This window comes from Marinobacter sp. M3C, assembly GCF_023311895.1.
Taxonomy (GTDB): Bacteria; Pseudomonadota; Gammaproteobacteria; order Pseudomonadales; family Oleiphilaceae; genus Marinobacter.
The window spans coordinates 1954390-1972205 of the sequence record NZ_CP092284.1 but is presented as its reverse complement, the minus strand read 5'-3'; the positions used below and the strand labels follow the sequence as shown (position 1 = coordinate 1972205).

15 protein-coding genes are annotated in these 17816 nt (G+C 53.2%); all 15 read left to right on the top strand.

Annotation, left to right across the window (positions count from 1 at the left end):
• Window positions 1-170: 170 nt before the first annotated feature.
• The 15 genes from rplJ to rplV all read left to right on the top strand — a co-directional run bounded on the left by rplJ (window position 171) and on the right by rplV (window position 17809).
• Window positions 171-701, top strand: a complete 531-nt coding sequence (rplJ, locus tag MIH18_RS09105; RefSeq protein ID WP_249007576.1) for a 50S ribosomal protein L10 — start codon at window positions 171-173, stop codon at window positions 699-701.
• Between the two features lie 39 nt (window positions 702-740).
• Window positions 741-1112: a 50S ribosomal protein L7/L12 gene (rplL, locus tag MIH18_RS09100; RefSeq protein WP_007350510.1), complete on the top strand. Its 372-nt coding sequence runs from the start codon at window positions 741-743 to the stop codon at window positions 1110-1112.
• Window positions 1113-1352: 240 nt separating this feature from the next.
• A complete protein-coding gene (gene rpoB, locus MIH18_RS09095) occupies window positions 1353-5429 on the top strand; it encodes a DNA-directed RNA polymerase subunit beta (protein ID WP_249014360.1) in 4077 nt (1358 codons plus the stop codon).
• A 76-nt stretch (window positions 5430-5505) separates the two neighbouring features.
• Window positions 5506-9720: a DNA-directed RNA polymerase subunit beta' gene (rpoC, locus tag MIH18_RS09090; protein WP_249007578.1), complete on the top strand. Its 4215-nt coding sequence runs from the start codon at window positions 5506-5508 to the stop codon at window positions 9718-9720.
• A 164-nt stretch (window positions 9721-9884) separates the two neighbouring features.
• Entirely contained in the window at window positions 9885-10259 is a 375-nt protein-coding gene (gene rpsL, locus MIH18_RS09085; RefSeq protein WP_018405045.1) for a 30S ribosomal protein S12, read from the top strand.
• A gap of 111 nt (window positions 10260-10370) precedes the next feature.
• The gene (rpsG, locus tag MIH18_RS09080) at window positions 10371-10841 is read left to right on the top strand and encodes a 30S ribosomal protein S7 (RefSeq protein ID WP_007350506.1); all 471 of its coding nucleotides are present in this window, start codon (window positions 10371-10373) and stop codon (window positions 10839-10841) included.
• A gap of 18 nt (window positions 10842-10859) precedes the next feature.
• On the top strand, window positions 10860-12965 hold the full coding sequence (gene fusA, locus MIH18_RS09075) for an elongation factor G (RefSeq protein WP_249007579.1): 2106 nt from the start codon (window positions 10860-10862) through the stop codon (window positions 12963-12965).
• A 35-nt stretch (window positions 12966-13000) separates the two neighbouring features.
• Complete coding sequence (gene tuf / locus MIH18_RS09070) at window positions 13001-14197, top strand: elongation factor Tu (RefSeq protein ID WP_014869911.1); 1197 nt, start codon at window positions 13001-13003, stop codon at window positions 14195-14197.
• Window positions 14198-14382: 185 nt separating this feature from the next.
• Entirely contained in the window at window positions 14383-14694 is a 312-nt protein-coding gene (rpsJ, locus tag MIH18_RS09065; protein WP_007350503.1) for a 30S ribosomal protein S10, read from the top strand.
• A 75-nt stretch (window positions 14695-14769) separates the two neighbouring features.
• Window positions 14770-15408, top strand: coding sequence for a 50S ribosomal protein L3 (gene rplC / locus MIH18_RS09060; protein WP_007350502.1), 639 nt, complete (start codon window positions 14770-14772; stop codon window positions 15406-15408).
• An 11-nt stretch (window positions 15409-15419) separates the two neighbouring features.
• Window positions 15420-16025 carry a 50S ribosomal protein L4 gene (gene rplD, locus MIH18_RS09055; RefSeq protein WP_007350501.1) on the top strand — a complete coding sequence of 202 codons (606 nt, stop codon included), beginning with the start codon at window positions 15420-15422 and terminating at the stop codon, window positions 16023-16025.
• Complete coding sequence (gene rplW, locus MIH18_RS09050; RefSeq protein WP_007350500.1) at window positions 16022-16315, top strand: 50S ribosomal protein L23; 294 nt, start codon at window positions 16022-16024, stop codon at window positions 16313-16315. Before rplD ends, rplW begins: the two co-directional genes overlap by 4 nt.
• Window positions 16316-16332: 17 nt before the next feature.
• The gene (gene rplB, locus MIH18_RS09045; RefSeq protein ID WP_249007580.1) at window positions 16333-17160 is read left to right on the top strand and encodes a 50S ribosomal protein L2; all 828 of its coding nucleotides are present in this window, start codon (window positions 16333-16335) and stop codon (window positions 17158-17160) included.
• Between the two features lie 23 nt (window positions 17161-17183).
• Window positions 17184-17459 (top strand): 30S ribosomal protein S19, encoded by a 276-nt coding sequence (gene rpsS / locus MIH18_RS09040; protein WP_007350498.1) that lies wholly within the window; start codon window positions 17184-17186, stop codon window positions 17457-17459.
• 17 nt (window positions 17460-17476) lie between these two features.
• On the top strand, window positions 17477-17809 hold the full coding sequence (gene rplV / locus MIH18_RS09035) for a 50S ribosomal protein L22 (protein WP_014869923.1): 333 nt from the start codon (window positions 17477-17479) through the stop codon (window positions 17807-17809).
• Window positions 17810-17816: the final 7 nt, after the last annotated feature.

Below are 17816 nucleotides of genomic sequence, written 5' to 3'. Positions count from 1 at the left end.
AAAGCAATACCTGCGCAGACGGTGTGAAGACGTTCTCTGAACCCAAACACCGTTAGGAGCCCGTAGAAAGTTAATCGCAACTGCTGCAGAAAGTGGCAGGTTTTTGAGAAGCTTTCGAGGGCATAGATGGGTTTGCCGGGATTTTCCCGGCGAAATCGAGGAGAAATCCAGTGGCAATTAGACTCGAAGACAAGAAAGCGATCGTCGCTGAAGTCAACGAGACTGCCGGTGGTGCTCTGTCTGTTGTTCTGGCTGACTACCGTGGTGTCACCTCTGGTGATATGACGGCTCTGCGTGCAAGAGCTCGTGCTGAAAATGTGCATCTCCAGGTCGTTCGTAACAACCTGGCTAAGATCGCCATTCGCGGCACAGAGTTCGAGTGCATCGGCGAGGCCCTGGTCGGCCCGACTATTCTGGCTTTTTCGATGGAAGATCCAGGCGCCGCTGCGCGTCTGTTGAAAGATTTTGCCAAAGAGAAAGAAGCGTTCGAAATCAAAGGTCTTGCCGTTGGCGGAGTTTTGATGGGCGCAGACCAGATCGATCGCCTTGCCAAGCTACCAACGCGTCACGAAGCGTTGACTATGCTGGCAGCGGTTACACAGGCACCAATCACCAAGCTCGCACGTACTTTGATCGAAGTTCCAACCAAAGTAACCCGTGCAGTAGCGGCAGTCCGCGACCAGAAGCAAGAAGCTGCTTGATTCTGTTGAACACCATTTTATTATTTTTCGGAGAAAGTCATGGCTCTGTCCCACGAAGAGATTTTGAACGCAATTGCTGAAATGAGCGTAATGGATGTTGTTGCTCTGGTTGAAGCAATGGAAGAAAAGTTCGGCGTTTCTGCTGCCGCTGCTGTTGCCGCTGCACCTGCTGCCGCTGCCGCTGAAGTTGTTGAAGAGCAGACCGAGTTTGACGTAGTATTGACCGGAATCGGCGAAAAGAAAGTTAACGTCATCAAAGCCGTTCGCGAACTGACAGGCTTGGGCCTGAAAGAAGCGAAGGAAATGGTTGACGGCGCTCCTTCTACTATTAAGGAAGGCGCTAGTAAAGCCGAAGCTGAAGAAGCCAAGAAGAAGCTTGAGGAAGCAGGCGCTTCTGTTGAGCTTAAGTAATAGTCGGTTTCTGATCGGCGCCATGCACTAGCATGGTCAGGCTGGTGGCTTATGAGCCATCGGCCTTTTTCTGTTGTATATGCTATAGAGTCTGATCGCGGGTTTTGGTTGATTTTGAGCCACCTGGCCGTAATCAGATTCACGTTCAAGACGGCGCGATATGCCGAGCAATTCGGCCCCGAAGCAGAACAATGGTTGCTTCTTGATACCAGGTATCAGATTTAACGCTGGGGAATGCAGATGAGTTACTCCTACACTGAAAAAAAGCGGATCCGCAAAGATTTTAGTAAATTGCCGTCCGTGATGGATGTCCCCTATTTGCTGTCTATTCAGCTGGACTCGTTCCGGGACTTTCTTCAAAGCGAATCCGCTGCTGAAGATCGCCGGGAAACCGGTCTTCATGCGGCCTTCAAATCCGTATTCCCGATTGCCAGTTACTCTGGTAATGCCGCGCTTGAATACGTGAGTTACCGTATAGGTGAGCCGGTTTTTGACGTCAAAGAATGTCAGCTTCGGGGCGTCACCTATGCCGCGCCTTTGCGCGTAAAAGTTCGCCTGATTATTTATGACCGTGAATCGTCCAACAAGGCGATCAAGGACATTAAAGAACAGGAAGTCTACATGGGCGAAATGCCCCTGATGACTGAAAACGGTACCTTCGTTATCAATGGTACCGAGCGTGTTATCGTTTCCCAGCTGCATCGTTCACCTGGTGTATTCTTTGATCACGACAAGGGTAAGACCCACTCCTCCGGCAAGCTGTTGTACTCAGCCCGGGTGATTCCTTATCGTGGCTCCTGGTTAGACTTCGAGTTTGACCCGAAAGATGCCGTATTTGTGCGCATCGATCGTCGCCGCAAACTGCCGGCGACCATCCTGCTGCGCTCGCTGGGTTACACCTCCGAGCAAATGCTGGCAATGTTCTTCGAAACCTCGAAGTTCCACATTGGTGCTGAAACGTGCAAGCTCGAGCTGGTTCCAAGCCGTCTTCGAGGCGATATCGCAACGTTCGATATTAAAGACAACGACGGTAACGTGATTGCTGAAGAAGGCCGTCGTATTACCGCGCGCCATATCAAGCAGCTTGAAAAAGCCAACATCTCCGAGCTGGTAGTGCCGACCGAGTATCTGTATGGCCGCGTTTTGGCCAAAGACATGATCGACACCAAAACCGGGGAAATGCTGGTTGAGTGTAACGCGGAGCTGACCGCAGAGCTGATCACCACCATCCTGGACGCCGGCGTTACGGACATTGAAACGCTGTACACCAACGATCTGGATTGTGGTCCGTTCATGTCGGACACGTTGCGCAACGATCCTAGCCGTACACCGCTGGAAGCGCTGGTAGAAATTTACCGGATGATGCGCCCCGGAGAGCCGCCCACGAAAGAGTCGGCGGAAAATCTGTTCAACAATTTGTTCTTCTCTGAAGAGCGCTACGACCTGTCTGCCGTCGGCCGTATGAAGCTGAACCGCCGTTTACGCCGCGATGAAAGCACCGGTGAAAGCATTCTGACCCACGCCGATATTATCGACGTGCTTAAGACGCTGATCGACATCCGTAACGGCCAAGGCCAGGTAGACGACATCGATAACCTGGGCAACCGCCGTGTGCGTTGTGTCGGCGAGATGGCCGAAAATCAGTTCCGCGTTGGTTTGGTGCGCGTAGAACGTGCCGTGCGTGAGCGTCTGAGCCTGGCAGAAAGTGAAGGCTTGATGCCTCAGGACCTTATCAACGCCAAGCCAGTTGCGGCGGCGGTGAAGGAGTTCTTTGGCTCTAGCCAGCTGTCCCAGTTTATGGATCAGAACAACCCGCTGTCAGAAGTGACTCACAAGCGGCGCATTTCTGCGCTTGGGCCAGGCGGTCTGACCCGTGAGCGAGCCGGCTTTGAGGTTCGCGACGTACACCCGACCCATTACGGCCGCGTGTGCCCGATCGAAACACCGGAAGGCCCGAACATCGGCCTGATCAACTCTCTGGCGACTTTTGCCCGTGCCAACTCCTACGGCTTTTTAGAAAGCCCGTACCGGAAAGTAGCTGATGGCCTGGTTACCGACGAGTTGGTGTATCTGTCTGCTATTGAAGAAAGCAACTACGTTATCGCCCAGGCCAGCGCAGAAATGGACGACGGTAATCGTCTGGTTGAGGAGCTGGTGACGGTTCGTCACCAAAACGAAACCACGGTTATGCCACCGGAAGCGGTTAACTTCATGGACGTGTCACCGCGTCAGGTTGTTTCCGTAGCCGCATCGCTGATTCCGTTCCTCGAGCACGATGATGCTAACCGCGCTCTGATGGGTGCGAACATGCAGCGCCAAGCCGTACCTACGCTGCGCGCACAAGTGCCTTTGGTGGGTACTGGTGTTGAGCGTATCGTGGCCCAGGATTCTGGCGTGTGCGTAACCGCTCGTCGTGGCGGTGAAATTGAAAGTGTTGACGCAGCACGTATTGTAGTGCGCGTGAACAACGAAGAGACTGAAGCTGGTGACGCTGGTGTGGATATCTATAACCTTACCAAATACACCCGCTCGAACCAGAACACCTGTATTAACCAGCGCTCGATCGTGCGCCGGGGCGACGTCATTGCTCGTGGTGACATACTGGCCGACGGTCCATCAGTAGATCTTGGTGAGTTGGCGCTGGGCCAGAACATGCGTATCGCATTCATGCCCTGGAACGGTTACAACTTTGAGGATTCCATCCTTATCTCTGAAAAAGTGGTGCAGGAAGATCGCCTGACCACGATCCATATTCAGGAACTGACCTGTGTGGCGCGGGATACCAAGCTGGGTAGCGAGGAAATTACCGCCGACATCCCGAACGTGGGTGAGAGCGCGCTGTCCAAGCTGGATGAGTCCGGTATTGTTTATATTGGTGCGGAAGTCAGCGCCGGAGATATTCTGGTCGGCAAGGTAACACCGAAAGGTGAAACCCAGTTGACGCCGGAGGAAAAGCTGCTAAGGGCTATCTTCGGTGAGAAGGCGTCTGATGTAAAAGACACCTCCTCCCGTGTGCCGACAGGCACCCGTGGTACGATTATCGATGTTCAGGTATTTACCCGTGACGGCATCGAAAAGGACCAGCGTGCGCAAGTGATTGAAAAGCAGCAGCTGGACAAGTACCGCAAAGATTTGAAGGACGAGTATCGCATTGTTGAAGGTGCCACCTACGAGCGTTTGCTGAACGCCCTTGAGGGCCAGGAAGTGATCAGTAGCCCAGGCCTGAAAAAAGGCAGCAAGCTGGAAGCGGATTATCTGTTGAATTTGCCGCGTCCGGAATGGTTTAAATTGCGCATGAAAGGCGACGATTTGAATGAGCTGCTGGAGAAATCTGAGCAGGGTCTGGAAGAGCGCAAGAAAGATCACGAAGCGCGTTTTGACGACAAGAAAGGTAAGTTGCAGCAGGGTGATGATCTGGCGCCGGGCGTTCAGAAAATCGTCAAGGTGTACTTGGCTATCAAACGCAGCATCCAGCCAGGTGACAAGATGGCGGGTCGTCACGGTAACAAGGGTGTAATTTCGGCGGTTAAGCCGATTGAAGATATGCCGTATGACGAGTTCGGCAACACCGTTGATATCGTTTTGAACCCTCTGGGTGTGCCTTCGCGCATGAACGTCGGCCAGGTTCTGGAAACCCATTTGGGTGCCGCAGCTAAAGGCTTGGGCGAACGTATCAGTCGTATGCTGGACGAACAGCGCAAGGTTGCTGAGCTTCGTAAGTTGCTGGATGAGATTTACAACCATTCGGCCGAAGTGACACAGGTAGATTTGGATTCCCTGAACGATCGGGAGATTCTCGACCTGTGTAACAATCTTCGCGGTGGTGTGCCCATGGCTACGCCGGTGTTTGACGGAGCTCAAGAAGCTGAAGTCAAACACATGCTCGAGCTGGCAGGCCTTAGCACAACCGGTCAGACCCAACTGTTCGATGGTCGTACCGGTGATGCCTTCGATCGTCCGATCACAGTAGGGTATATGTATATCCTCAAGCTGAACCACTTGATCGACGACAAGATGCACGCTCGTTCCACTGGCTCGTACAGCCTGGTGACCCAGCAGCCGCTGGGTGGTAAGGCGCAGTTCGGTGGTCAGCGCTTCGGCGAGATGGAAGTGTGGGCTCTGGAAGCCTACGGTGCAGCGTATACACTGCAGGAAATGCTTACCGTCAAGTCTGATGATGTAAACGGTCGGACCAGAATGTACAAGAACATTGTTGATGGCGATCATCGTATGGAGCCGGGCATGCCCGAATCCTTCAACGTTCTTGTCAAAGAAATTCGCTCGTTGGGTATCGACATCGAGCTAGAATCCGATTGAGCCGAATTGTTTTTGGCAGCGTGAGCGGGCACCAACGGTGCCCGCCCGAGATTAACGCCATCCGGAGCTTTTACTGATGAAAGATTTATTGAATCTTCTCAAGAGCCAGAATCAGAGCAAAGAATTTGACGCCATCCGTATTGGTTTGGCATCACCTGACATGATCCGTTCCTGGTCCTTCGGTGAAGTGAAAAAGCCTGAAACGATCAACTACCGCACGTTCAAACCAGAGCGTGACGGTTTGTTCTGCGCCAAAATTTTTGGTCCAATCAAAGACTATGAGTGCCTGTGCGGAAAGTACAAGCGCTTGAAGCACCGCGGTGTCATTTGCGAAAAGTGCGGCGTGGAAGTGGCTTTGGCCAGCGTCCGCCGTGATCGCATGGGTCACATCGAGCTGGCCAGCCCGGTAGCTCACATCTGGTTTCTTAAGTCGCTGCCGTCACGCATTGGTCTGATGCTGGACATGACTCTGCGCGACATAGAGCGGGTGTTGTATTTCGAATCCTTCATCGTGATCGAACCAGGGATGACCACGCTGGAGCGCGGTCAGCTGTTGAACGACGAGCAGTATTTCGAAGCTCTGGAAGAATTCGGTGATGAGTTCGACGCTCGCATGGGCGCCGAGGCCATCAAAGAACTTCTGCAAGCTATCGACCTGCAGGAAGAAGTTGATCGTTTGCGTGAAGAAATTCCGCAGACCAACTCGGAAACCAAGATCAAGAAATTCAGCAAGCGTCTGAAAATTCTTGAGGCGTTCCTGTATTCCGGTAACAAGCCGGGCGACATGGTGATGACTGTTCTGCCGGTTCTGCCGCCAGACCTGCGCCCCTTGGTACCGTTGGACGGTGGTCGCTTTGCGACCTCTGACCTGAACGATCTGTACCGTCGGGTGATCAACCGTAACAACCGCCTGAAGCGCCTGTTGGAGCTGAACGCTCCCGACATTATCGTGCGTAACGAAAAGCGCATGTTGCAGGAAGCAGTTGACGCGTTGCTGGATAACGGACGCCGTGGGCGTGCCATTACTGGCACTAACAAGCGTCCGCTGAAATCTCTTGCCGATATGATTAAAGGCAAGCAAGGTCGTTTCCGTCAGAACTTGCTGGGTAAGCGAGTCGACTACTCGGGCCGTTCGGTCATCGTAGTAGGCCCGTACTTGCGCCTGCACCAGTGTGGTCTACCCAAGAAGATGGCGCTGGAATTGTTCAAGCCGTTTATTTTTTCCAAACTTGAGCATCGCGGCCTGGCCACCACCATCAAAGCGGCCAAGAAAATGGTCGAGCGCGAAGAGGGTGTGGTCTGGGACATTCTGGACGAAGTCATCCGTGAACACCCGATCATGCTGAACCGTGCGCCTACGCTGCACCGTTTGGGCATACAGGCGTTCGAGCCGGTACTGATTGAAGGCAAGGCTATCCAGCTGCACCCGCTGGTGTGTGCTGCTTACAACGCCGACTTCGACGGGGACCAGATGGCGGTACACGTACCGTTGACTATCGAAGCCCAGCTGGAAGCGCGGGCGTTGATGATGTCCACCAACAACGTGCTGTCACCGGCAAACGGCGAACCTATCATTGTGCCGTCGCAAGACGTAGTGCTGGGTTTGTATTACATGACCCGCGAGCGTAAAAACGCGCTGGGCCAAGGCATGGTGTTTGCCGATGTTAAAGAAGTACATCGCGCTTACGGCGCGGGCAAAGTACACCTGCAAGCCACCGTTAAAGTCCGGGTAAGGGAAGTGGCGATCGCCGAAGACGGCAGCCGCAGCGAGAGTTATAACATCGTGGAAACCACGGTGGGTCGTGCGCTGTTGTTTGACATTGTGCCCGATGGTCTGTCTTACAGCCTGATCAACAAGCCGATGGTCAAGAAAGCGATCTCTAACCTGATCAACATCTGTTACCGCGATGCGGGTCTGAAAGAAACGGTTATTTTCGCTGACCAGTTGATGTACACCGGTTATCAGTACGCCACCGTATCCGGCATTTCGATTGGCTTTAATGACTTCGAAATCCCGCCAGAGAAGTACCAGTTGGTGGATGCTGCGACACAAGAAGTAAAAGATATTGAGAACCAGTACGCGTCCGGTCTGCTGACTCAGGGCGAAAAGTACAACAAGGTTATCGACATCTGGTCACGCGCCAACGACAAGGTCTCTAAGGCCATGATGGAGCGCCTGTCCAAAGAAGCGGTTATGGGGCCTGATGGCAAGCCGTTGATGGATGAGAACGGTGAGCCGGTCATGCAGGAGTCTTTCAACTCCGTGTACATGATGGCCGATTCCGGCGCCCGGGGTTCCGCGGCGCAGATTCGTCAGCTGGCTGGTATGCGTGGTTTGATGGCCAAGCCAGATGGCTCGATCATCGAAACACCGATTACCGCCAACTTCCGTGAAGGTCTTAACGTACTGCAGTACTTTATTTCCACCCACGGTGCTCGTAAAGGCTTGGCAGACACCGCTCTGAAGACCGCGAACTCCGGTTATCTGACCCGTCGCCTGGTGGATGTGTCTCAAGATTTGGTGGTGACCGAAGTCGATTGCGGAACCACCGAAGGTCTGCTGATGATACCGCACATCGAAGGCGGCGACGTTGTTGTGCCTTTGGGTGCGCGGGTACTGGGCCGGGTAACGGCACGTGATGCGTTTACTCCGACCGACAAAGACAACGCTATTATTATGGCCGGCACTTTGTTGGACGAAAAAGCCATCGAAGCGATTGAAGGCGCTGGTGTCGACGAAGTATGGGTGCGCTCTGCGATTACCTGTAATACCCGACACGGCATCTGCTCCAAGTGCTACGGACGTGATCTGGCGCGTGGTCATCAGGTTAACGTGGGCGAAGCTGTCGGCGTTATTGCAGCCCAGTCTATTGGTGAGCCAGGTACCCAGCTGACCATGCGTACCTTCCACATTGGTGGTGCGGCAAGTCGGGCGTCTGCGGTAGACAATATTCAGGTCAAGCACGGTGGTATTGTTCGCTTGCACAACTTGAAGTCGTTGGAAAAGAGCAACGGTTCGCTAGTTGTTATCTCTCGCTCTTCAGCGTTGGCGATCGCCGATGAACAGGGTCGTGAACGCGAGTGGTACAAGCTGCCTTACGGCGCCGTACTGTCGGTGAAAACCGGCGACGTGATTGAAGCTGGCGTAGTTGTGGCAAAATGGGATCCGCACACTCACCCGATCATTGCCGAAGCCGAAGGTACAGCCAAGTTCGTCAACATGGATCAGGGCATTACCGTGCGCACCCAGACCGACGATCTTACCGGCCTGTCGACGATGGAAGTTATCGATCCGAAAGAGCGCCCGGCCGCTGGTAAGGACATTCGTCCTGCTATCCAGATGTTGGATGAGGCCGGCAACGATGTTGATTTGCCGACGGGAGGCGCGGCGATCTTCTTCCTGCCCGCCAACGCTTTGGTGACTATGGCGAACAGCGCTCGCATCGAGCTGGGTGACGTGGTTGCACGTATTCCCCAGGAAAGTTCGAAGACCCGTGACATCACCGGTGGTCTGCCGCGGGTTGCCGATCTGTTTGAGGCTCGTCGCCCGAAAGAGTCGTCGATTCTTGCGGAAGTCAGCGGTACCGTGTCTTTTGGCAAGGAAACCAAAGGCAAGAAGCGCCTGGTGATCACTCCGCGTGACGCCGATGTTTATGAAGTGCTGATTCCCAAGCACCGTCAGATGAACGTGTTTGAAGGCGAAACGGTTGAAAAGGGTGAGGTAATTTCGGACGGCCCGTCGAACCCGCACGATATTTTGCGTCTGTTGGGTGTTGTTGAGTTGGCAAGGTACATTACCAACGAAATCCAGGACGTCTACCGTCTGCAGGGCGTGGTTATCAACGACAAGCACATCGAAGTTATTGTGCGTCAGATGCTGCGCAAAGTTGAAATCACCGATCCGGGCGATACCCAGATGATTTCCGGCGATTCTGTCGAAATCAACCGGGTACTGGAAGCCAACGAAGCGGCCAATGTCGCCGACAAAGAGCCGGCAAGGTTCGAACGTTTGTTGTTGGGTATTACCAAAGCGTCGCTGGCAACCGAATCGTTTATTTCCGCGGCTTCGTTCCAGGAAACCACGCGGGTACTCACCGAAGGTGCAGTAACCGGCAAACGTGACTACCTGCGCGGCCTGAAAGAAAACGTGGTAGTTGGTCGACTGATACCTGCGGGTACCGGTCTGGCGTATCACGCTGCACGTCGTCGCAAGCGCGAACTGGAACAGCAGGGCGTGACTGCGGCCGATGTTGAAGAAGCACTGAGCGCCGAACTCAACCGCGAAGGCTGAGTTAAACGGCGGCCACCTAGGGGTAGTTACTCACACCTGGGTGGTTAAAAAGAGAACAGTCATCTTGACTGTCCGGGGGCGTAGGCTTAAACTTGCGTCCCCTAAATTTTACCCCCTTCATTGGGGGTAGATTTCATTTATACGGTTTTTTGGAGTTTGCTTACATGGCAACGATTAATCAGTTGGTGCGTAAGCCTCGTAAGCGCAAGGTAGCCAAGAGCGATGTTCCTGCTCTTCAGGCATGTCCTCAGCGCCGTGGTGTGTGCACTCGTGTGTATACCACAACGCCAAAGAAGCCGAACTCAGCACTACGTAAAGTGTGTCGTGTTCGTCTTACTAACGGCTTCGAGGTTTCCTCTTACATTGGTGGTGAAGGTCACAACCTTCAGGAGCACAGTGTTGTGCTAATCCGGGGTGGTCGAGTAAAAGACCTTCCGGGTGTGCGCTATCACACTGTTCGCGGAACACTGGACACCCAAGGTGTACAGAACCGTAAGCAGGGCCGCTCCAAGTACGGTACAAAACGACCCAAATCCTGATTTTAGATCGGGTGTCTTTTATCGTTGCTTGTTAGAACGATGAGAGTAAGGCTGAGTAGCTAATGCTATCTCAGGGGTTCCTGAAGACCTTTTGACATTAAGGGCTTATCGATGCCTAGAAGAAGAATTGCAGCAAAGCGGGAAATCATCCCAGATCCTAAGTTCGGCAGTGCACGTCTTGCCAAATTCATCAACCACGTGATGGAAAGCGGTAAAAAAGGCGTAGCAGAGCGCATTGTTTATGGCGCGCTCACTATTGTTGCCGAAAAATCCAAAGAAGAGCCGATCGACATGTTCGAAAAGGCACTGGAGAACATTCAGCCGATGGTAGAGGTTAAGTCCCGTCGTGTGGGTGGTGCTACCTACCAGGTGCCGGTCGAAGTACGGCCTTCCCGTCAGCACGCGCTGGCTATGCGTTGGCTCGTTGACTTTTCACGAAAGCGCGGTGAGAAATCCATGGCGCAGCGCCTGGCCGGGGAAATCCTCGATGCTGTAGAGAGTAAGGGTGCCGCCGTCAAGAAGCGGGAAGATGTTCACCGCATGGCAGAAGCCAACAAGGCGTTCTCTCACTTCCGTTTCTAAACAGCCGAGGTTTATACAGTGGCACGTAAGACTCCGATTAAGCGATATCGAAACATTGGTATTGTTGCGCACGTTGATGCGGGCAAAACCACAACCACCGAGCGGGTCCTGTTCTACACAGGTGTCTCGCACAAAATCGGTGAAGTCCATGATGGTGCGGCGACCATGGACTGGATGGAGCAGGAGCAGGAGCGTGGTATTACTATTACGTCTGCTGCAACGACCTGTTTTTGGCAGGGTATGGACAAGCAGTATCCTGAGCATCGCATCAATATTATCGACACTCCGGGACACGTTGACTTTACCATCGAGGTAGAGCGTTCATTGCGTGTGCTTGACGGCGCTGTTGTTGTGTTCTGTGGTTCTTCCGGTGTTGAGCCGCAGTCCGAGACTGTGTGGCGCCAGGCCAATAAGTACGAAGTGCCGCGCATGGTGTTCGTCAACAAGATGGATCGGGCTGGTGCTAACTTCCTGCGCGTAGTTGGTCAGATCGAAAAGCGCCTGGGTGCAAAATGTATTCCGGTTCAGTTGCCGATTGGCGCGGAAGAGGATTTTGCCGGTGTAATCGACCTGATTCGTAATAAGGCGATCTACTGGAATCCGGACGATTCTGGCGTAACTTATGAGCAGCGTGATGTTCCTGCCGAGATGGCGGACGAAGTGGCCCAGTATCGCGAAAAGATGATGGAAGCGGCTGCAGAAGCGAACGATGAACTAACCATGCGCTATCTCGACGAAGGCGAGCTCAACGTCGAAGATATTAAGAAAGGTCTTCGGATGCGCACCCTGGCAAACGAGATCGTTGTCGCGACCTGTGGTTCTGCGTTCAAGAATAAGGGCGTCCAGGCAGTGCTGGATGCGGTCGTTGAGTTCTTGCCGGCACCGGATGAAGTTAAGGCGATTCGTGGTGAAGTTGACGAAAACGGGGCTGAAGAGACCCGTAAAGCTGACGACGCTGCGCCGTTTGCCGCTTTGGCATTTAAGATTGCGACAGATCCCTTTGTTGGCACTCTGACGTTCTTTCGGGTTTATTCTGGCACACTTCAGTCTGGTAACGCCGTCTACAACTCCGTAAAGGGGAAAAGAGAGCGTGTTGGCCGTATGGTCCAGATGCATGCTAAGGACCGTCAAGAGATCAAGGAAGTTCTTGCAGGCGATATTGCTGCTGCAATTGGTCTGAAGAACGTCACCACCGGCGATACTCTATGCGACGAGAACCACAAGATTGTTCTTGAGCGTATGGAGTTTCCGGATCCGGTTATTTCTGTAGCGGTTGAGCCAAAGACAAAAGCCGATCAGGAGAAGATGGGCGTTGCACTTGGTAAGCTGGCTCAGGAGGATCCGTCCTTCCAGGTCCGTACTGACGAAGAGTCTGGTCAGACGATCATCTCCGGTATGGGTGAGTTGCACTTGGATATCATCGTTGATCGCATGCGTCGTGAGTTCAACGTTGAGGCCAACATCGGTAAGCCCCAGGTGGCCTATCGTGAGTGCATCCGCAAGTCGGTGGATGTTGAAGGCAAGTTTGTGCGTCAGTCGGGCGGTCGTGGTCAGTACGGTCACGTTAAAGTCAGGATTGACCCGCTGCCCCTGGACAAAGAAGACGCCGAAAACTTCATCTTCGTCAACGAAATCGTTGGTGGTACTGTGCCCAAGGAATATATCCCGGCGGTTCAGCAGGGTATCATTGAGCAGATGCAGAACGGCTGTCTGGCTGGCTACCCGTTGCTGGGTATCAAAGCAACCTTGTACGACGGCTCCTTCCACGATGTGGACTCCAACGAAATGGCGTTCAAAATCGCGGGTTCCATGGCGATGAAGAAGGGCGCGCTAGAGGCGAGTCCGGCTTTGCTGGAGCCGATGATGAAGGTTGAGGTGGTGACACCTGAAGATTACATGGGTGATGTGGTAGGTGACCTGAACCGTCGTCGTGGCCTGATTCAGGGCATGGAAGACGGTGTTAGTGGAAAGATCGTGCGTTGCGAAGTTCCGTTGTCGGAAATGTTCGGTTACGCCACAGATCTGCGCTCCGCTACTCAGGGCCGTGCGTCCTATGCGATGGAGTTTTCGCGGTACGCCGAAGCGCCGAATAACATTGCCGAAGCAATTATCAAAAAGGGTTGATACCCAAGACTTGAGTAACAGGAAGAGGTGTAACTGTGTCTAAATCTAAATTCGAACGTAAGAAGCCACACTTGAACGTGGGCACCATTGGTCACGTTGACCATGGTAAGACCACTCTGACAGCTGCTCTGACGCGTGTATGTCATGACGTATGGGGAACAGGTACTGCAAGTGCTTTTGACCAGATCGACAATGCTCCGGAAGAACGTGCGCGCGGTATTACCATCGCCACGTCTCACGTTGAGTACGATTCCCCGAACCGTCACTACGCACACGTAGATTGCCCGGGCCACGCTGATTATGTGAAAAACATGATCACCGGTGCGGCGCAGATGGACGGCGCTATCCTGGTTTGCTCCGCTGCTGACGGCCCTATGCCGCAGACCCGCGAGCACATCCTGCTGTCACGTCAGGTAGGTGTTCCTTACATCGTTGTGTTCCTGAACAAAGCGGACATGGTTGACGATGAAGAGCTGCTTGAATTGGTAGAAATGGAAGTACGCGATCTGCTGGAAATGTACGACTTCCCAGCTGACGACACTCCGATCATCACCGGTTCTGCGTTGATGGCTCTGGAAGGTCGTGATGACAACGAAATGGGCACGACTGCTGTTCGTAAGCTGGTAGAAGCTCTGGATTCTTATATCCCTGAGCCTGAGCGTGCGATTAATCTGCCGTTCCTGATGCCTATCGAAGACGTATTCTCTATCTCTGGCCGTGGTACCGTTGTAACCGGTCGTATAGAGCGTGGTATTGTCAAGATTGGTGAAGAAGTGGAAATCGTGGGTCTCAAAGACACGGTCAAAACGGTTTGCACCGGCGTTGAAATGTTCCGCAAACTGCTCGACGAAGGTCGTGCAGGCGAGAACGTTGGCGTACTGTTGCGCGGCACCAAGCGTGACGACGTTGAGCGTGGTCAGGTTCTGTGTAAGCCAGGCAGCATGAAGCCGCACACCAAGTTTGAGTGCGAAGTGTACGTGCTGAGCAAGAACGAAGGCGGCCGTCATACTCCGTTCTTCAAGGGCTATCGCCCGCAGTTCTACTTCCGTACCACCGACGTCACCGGTGCTTGCGAATTGCCAGAAGGCGTAGAAATGGTTATGCCAGGTGATAACGTGAAGATGGAAGTGACTTTGATTGCTCCGATCGCCATGGAAGATGGCCTGCGCTTCGCAATTCGCGAAGGCGGCCGTACTGTAGGCGCCGGTGTTGTCGCCAAGATTCTCGAGTAATCTACTCGTAGGATCTGGAAAAGGGGCTGACTTGATCAGCCCCTTTTTCTATTTCAGTTGCAATGTATGCGTCGGTCGAGCCAGTCAGAGTAGCTGTTGACAAGGCTGTCTATTATGCATACAATGCGGCTCCTTTTTTGAAGGTCAGCGACGGGTTCGCTGCTACGAGTGGAGTTTGGTGCAAAATGCAAAGCCAAAAGATTCGGATTCGGTTGAAGGCGTTCGATTACCGCCTGATCGACCAGTCTACGCAAGAGATTGTCGACACCGCTAAGCGGACCGGCGCTCAGGTGCGCGGACCTATTCCTTTGCCTACGCGCAAAGAAAAGTTCACGATTCTGGTTTCACCGCACGTCAACAAAGACGCGCGCGACCAGTATGAAATTCGCACCCACAAGCGTTTGCTCGACATTGTTGAGCCAACGGAAAAGACAGTAGATGCTTTGATGAAACTAGACCTGGCAGCAGGTGTAGACGTTCAGATCAGCCTCGGTTAATACCGCCCGGTATTAACCTGTGTAACTGTCATAAGGCCATAGAGGGTGCAAGCCCCGTACACTTAGAGGTGAAACATGGCAATTGGTATTGTCGGTCGTAAGGCCGGTATGACCCGTATATTTACGGAAGACGGGCAAGCGTTGCCCGTAACGGTGATCGAGGTTGATTCTAACCGCATCACTCAACTTAAGACTCTTGAAAACGACGGCTACCGTGCAGTTCAGATAACGGTGGGATCGCGTCGTTCCTCTCGTGTTAACAAGAGTGCAGCAGGCCATTTCGCAAAAGCCGGTGTTGAAGCGGGCCGTAGCGTATGGGAATTTCGTTTGGCAGACGGCGAAGGTGAAGACCTGGTTGCCGGCGGCGAAATTACTGCGTCAGTCTTTGAAGACGGTCAGGCCGTTGATGCCACAGGTACATCTAAAGGTAAAGGTTTCCAGGGCGGCGTGAAGCGCTGGAACTTTGCCATGCAGGATGCTACCCACGGTAACTCCCTGTCTCACCGTGCTCCGGGTTCCATTGGTCAAAACCAGACTCCGGGCAAGGTATTCAAAGGCAAAAAGATGGCGGGCCAGATGGGTAATGCGCAGGTTACTGTGCAGAACCTGAAAATTGTCCGTGTCGACGCTGAGCGCAATCTTCTGCTGGTTAGTGGTGCCGTCCCCGGCGCTACTGGTGGCGATGTTGTCATCAAGCCTGCTGTTAAAGCCTGAGGAGCGGTTCGATGGAATTGACAATTACAGGTAGCGGTCAGGGAATTACGGTTTCCGAGGCTACTTTCGCAAAAGATTTTAACGAAGCACTGGTTCACCAGGTGGTTGTAGCCTATATGGCTGCTGGCCGTCAGGGTACCAAAGCTCAGAAGACCCGTTCAGAAGTCAGGGGTGGTGGTAAGAAGCCTTGGCGTCAGAAGGGTACTGGTCGTGCTCGTGCTGGTACTATCCGCAGCCCAATTTGGCGCTCCGGTGGTGTTACCTTTGCAGCGAAGCCTCGTAGCTACGAGCAAAAGGTAAACCGTAAAATGTACCGCGCTGCAATGCGCTCCATTTTGTCCGAGCTGGTCCGTCAGGAACGTCTGATTGTGGTTGACGATTTTTCAATCGACACCCCCAAGACCAAGGCCTTTACTGCCAAGTTGGCTGACATGGGTTTAAGCAACGTGTTGATCTTGTCGGAAAATCTTGATCAGAACCTGCACCTGGCCTCGCGCAACGTGCCTCACGTCGATGTGCGTGATGTTGCTGGTCTGGATCCGGTTAGCCTGGTTGCTCACGAGAAAATCGTAGTGACTGTTCCCGCTCTGAAGAAAATCGAGGAGATGCTGGGATGAATCAGGAACGTATCTATAAGGTTCTTTTAGGGCCTCACGTATCGGAGAAAGCATCTCGCGTGGCCGAACACGGTCAGGTAGTGTTTCGGGTCGCCCCGGACGCAACCAAGCCCGAGATTAAAAAAGCCGTTGAACAATTGTTCAACGTCACCGTCGAAGGTGTTCAGGTTCTGAATCGTAAGGGCAAGCTTAAACGCACAGCTCGCGGGTTCGGCAAGCGTAATGACATTCGTAAGGCTTATGTAAAGCTGGCTGAAGGTCAGGACATCGATTTTCTGGATGTGGAATAAGGTAAAGGGGTCGTAATATGCCGATCGTCAAAACCAAGCCAACATCTCCCGGACGCCGTCACGTTGTAAAGCTGTACAACCCGGATTTACACAAAGGGCGCCCTTACGAACCGTTGGTCGAATCGCAAAGCAAATCGGGTGGCCGTAATAATAATGGCCGTATCACTACCCGTCACATTGGTGGTGGCCATAAACAGCACTACCGCATAATAGACTTCAAGCGGATTAAAGATGGTATTCCTGCGACAATCGAGCGCATTGAATACGATCCTAACCGCTCGGCGCACATCGCGCTGATCAAGTACGCCGATGGCGAGCGCCGTTATATTATCGCTCCCAAGGGTATGCAGATCGGTGAACCTGTGCGCTCAGGAATCGACGCGCCTATCAAGGTGGGAAGTACATTGCCGCTGCGGAATATCCCGGTTGGTTCTGTGATCCATTGCGTTGAGCTCAAGCCTGGTAAAGGTGCACAGTTGGCTCGCTCTGCGGGCGCATCAATACAGCTGGTTGCTCGGGAAGGCGCTTACGCGACTATCCGCCTGCGCTCAGGTGAAATGCGAAAGGTGCTTGTTGATTGCCGTGCTACGTTGGGTGAAGTGTCCAACAGTGAACACAGTCTCAAGCGGCTTGGTAAAGCGGGTGCATCACGTTGGCGCGGAAAGCGTCCAACGGTACGTGGTGTGGCTATGAACCCAGTTGACCACCCACACGGTGGTGGTGAAGGGCGTACCTCTGGCGGGCGTCACCCAGTTACTCCATGGGGTGTTCCGACCAAAGGGCATAAGACTCGTAAGAACAAGCGTACTGATAAGATGATAGTACGTCGTCGTTCAGCCAAGTAAACGACTAAATAGAGGTAAATGCTGTGCCACGTTCTTTAAAGAAAGGTCCCTTCATAGACCTGCATCTGTTGAAGAAGGTCGAGGCAGCTCTGGAAGTGAACGACAAGCGACCAATTAAGACCTGGTCGCGCCGTTCCACGATTTTCCCAGAGTTCGTAGGCTTGACCATCGCAGTCCACAACGGCAAGCAACACGTGCCGGTTTATGTTACCGAAGATATGGTCGGTCATAAACTAGGTGAGTTCGCAGCAACGCGCACTTATCGTGGCCATTCGGCCGACAAGAAAGCTAAACGCTGATTGTGAGGGGAAATGAAATGGAAGTAGCAGCCAAGTATAAGGGCGCTCGCCTCTCAGCTCAGAAAGCTCGTCTTGTTGCCGATCAGGTTCGCGGCAAGGCTGTTGAGGACGCTCTGAATATTTTGACTTTCAGCCCTAAGAAAGCAGCTGGGATTATCAAGAAAGCTCTTGAGTCCGCAATTGCTAACGCTGAGCATAACGAAGGTCTGGACGTAGATGATTTGCGGGTCTCCACTGTTATGGTGGATGAGGGCCCAACGCTCAAGCGAATTAAAGCTCGAGCCAAGGGGCGCGCTGACAGAATCATGAAGCGCACCTGTCATATCACCGTCAAGGTCGCCGACAAGTAGGAGATGC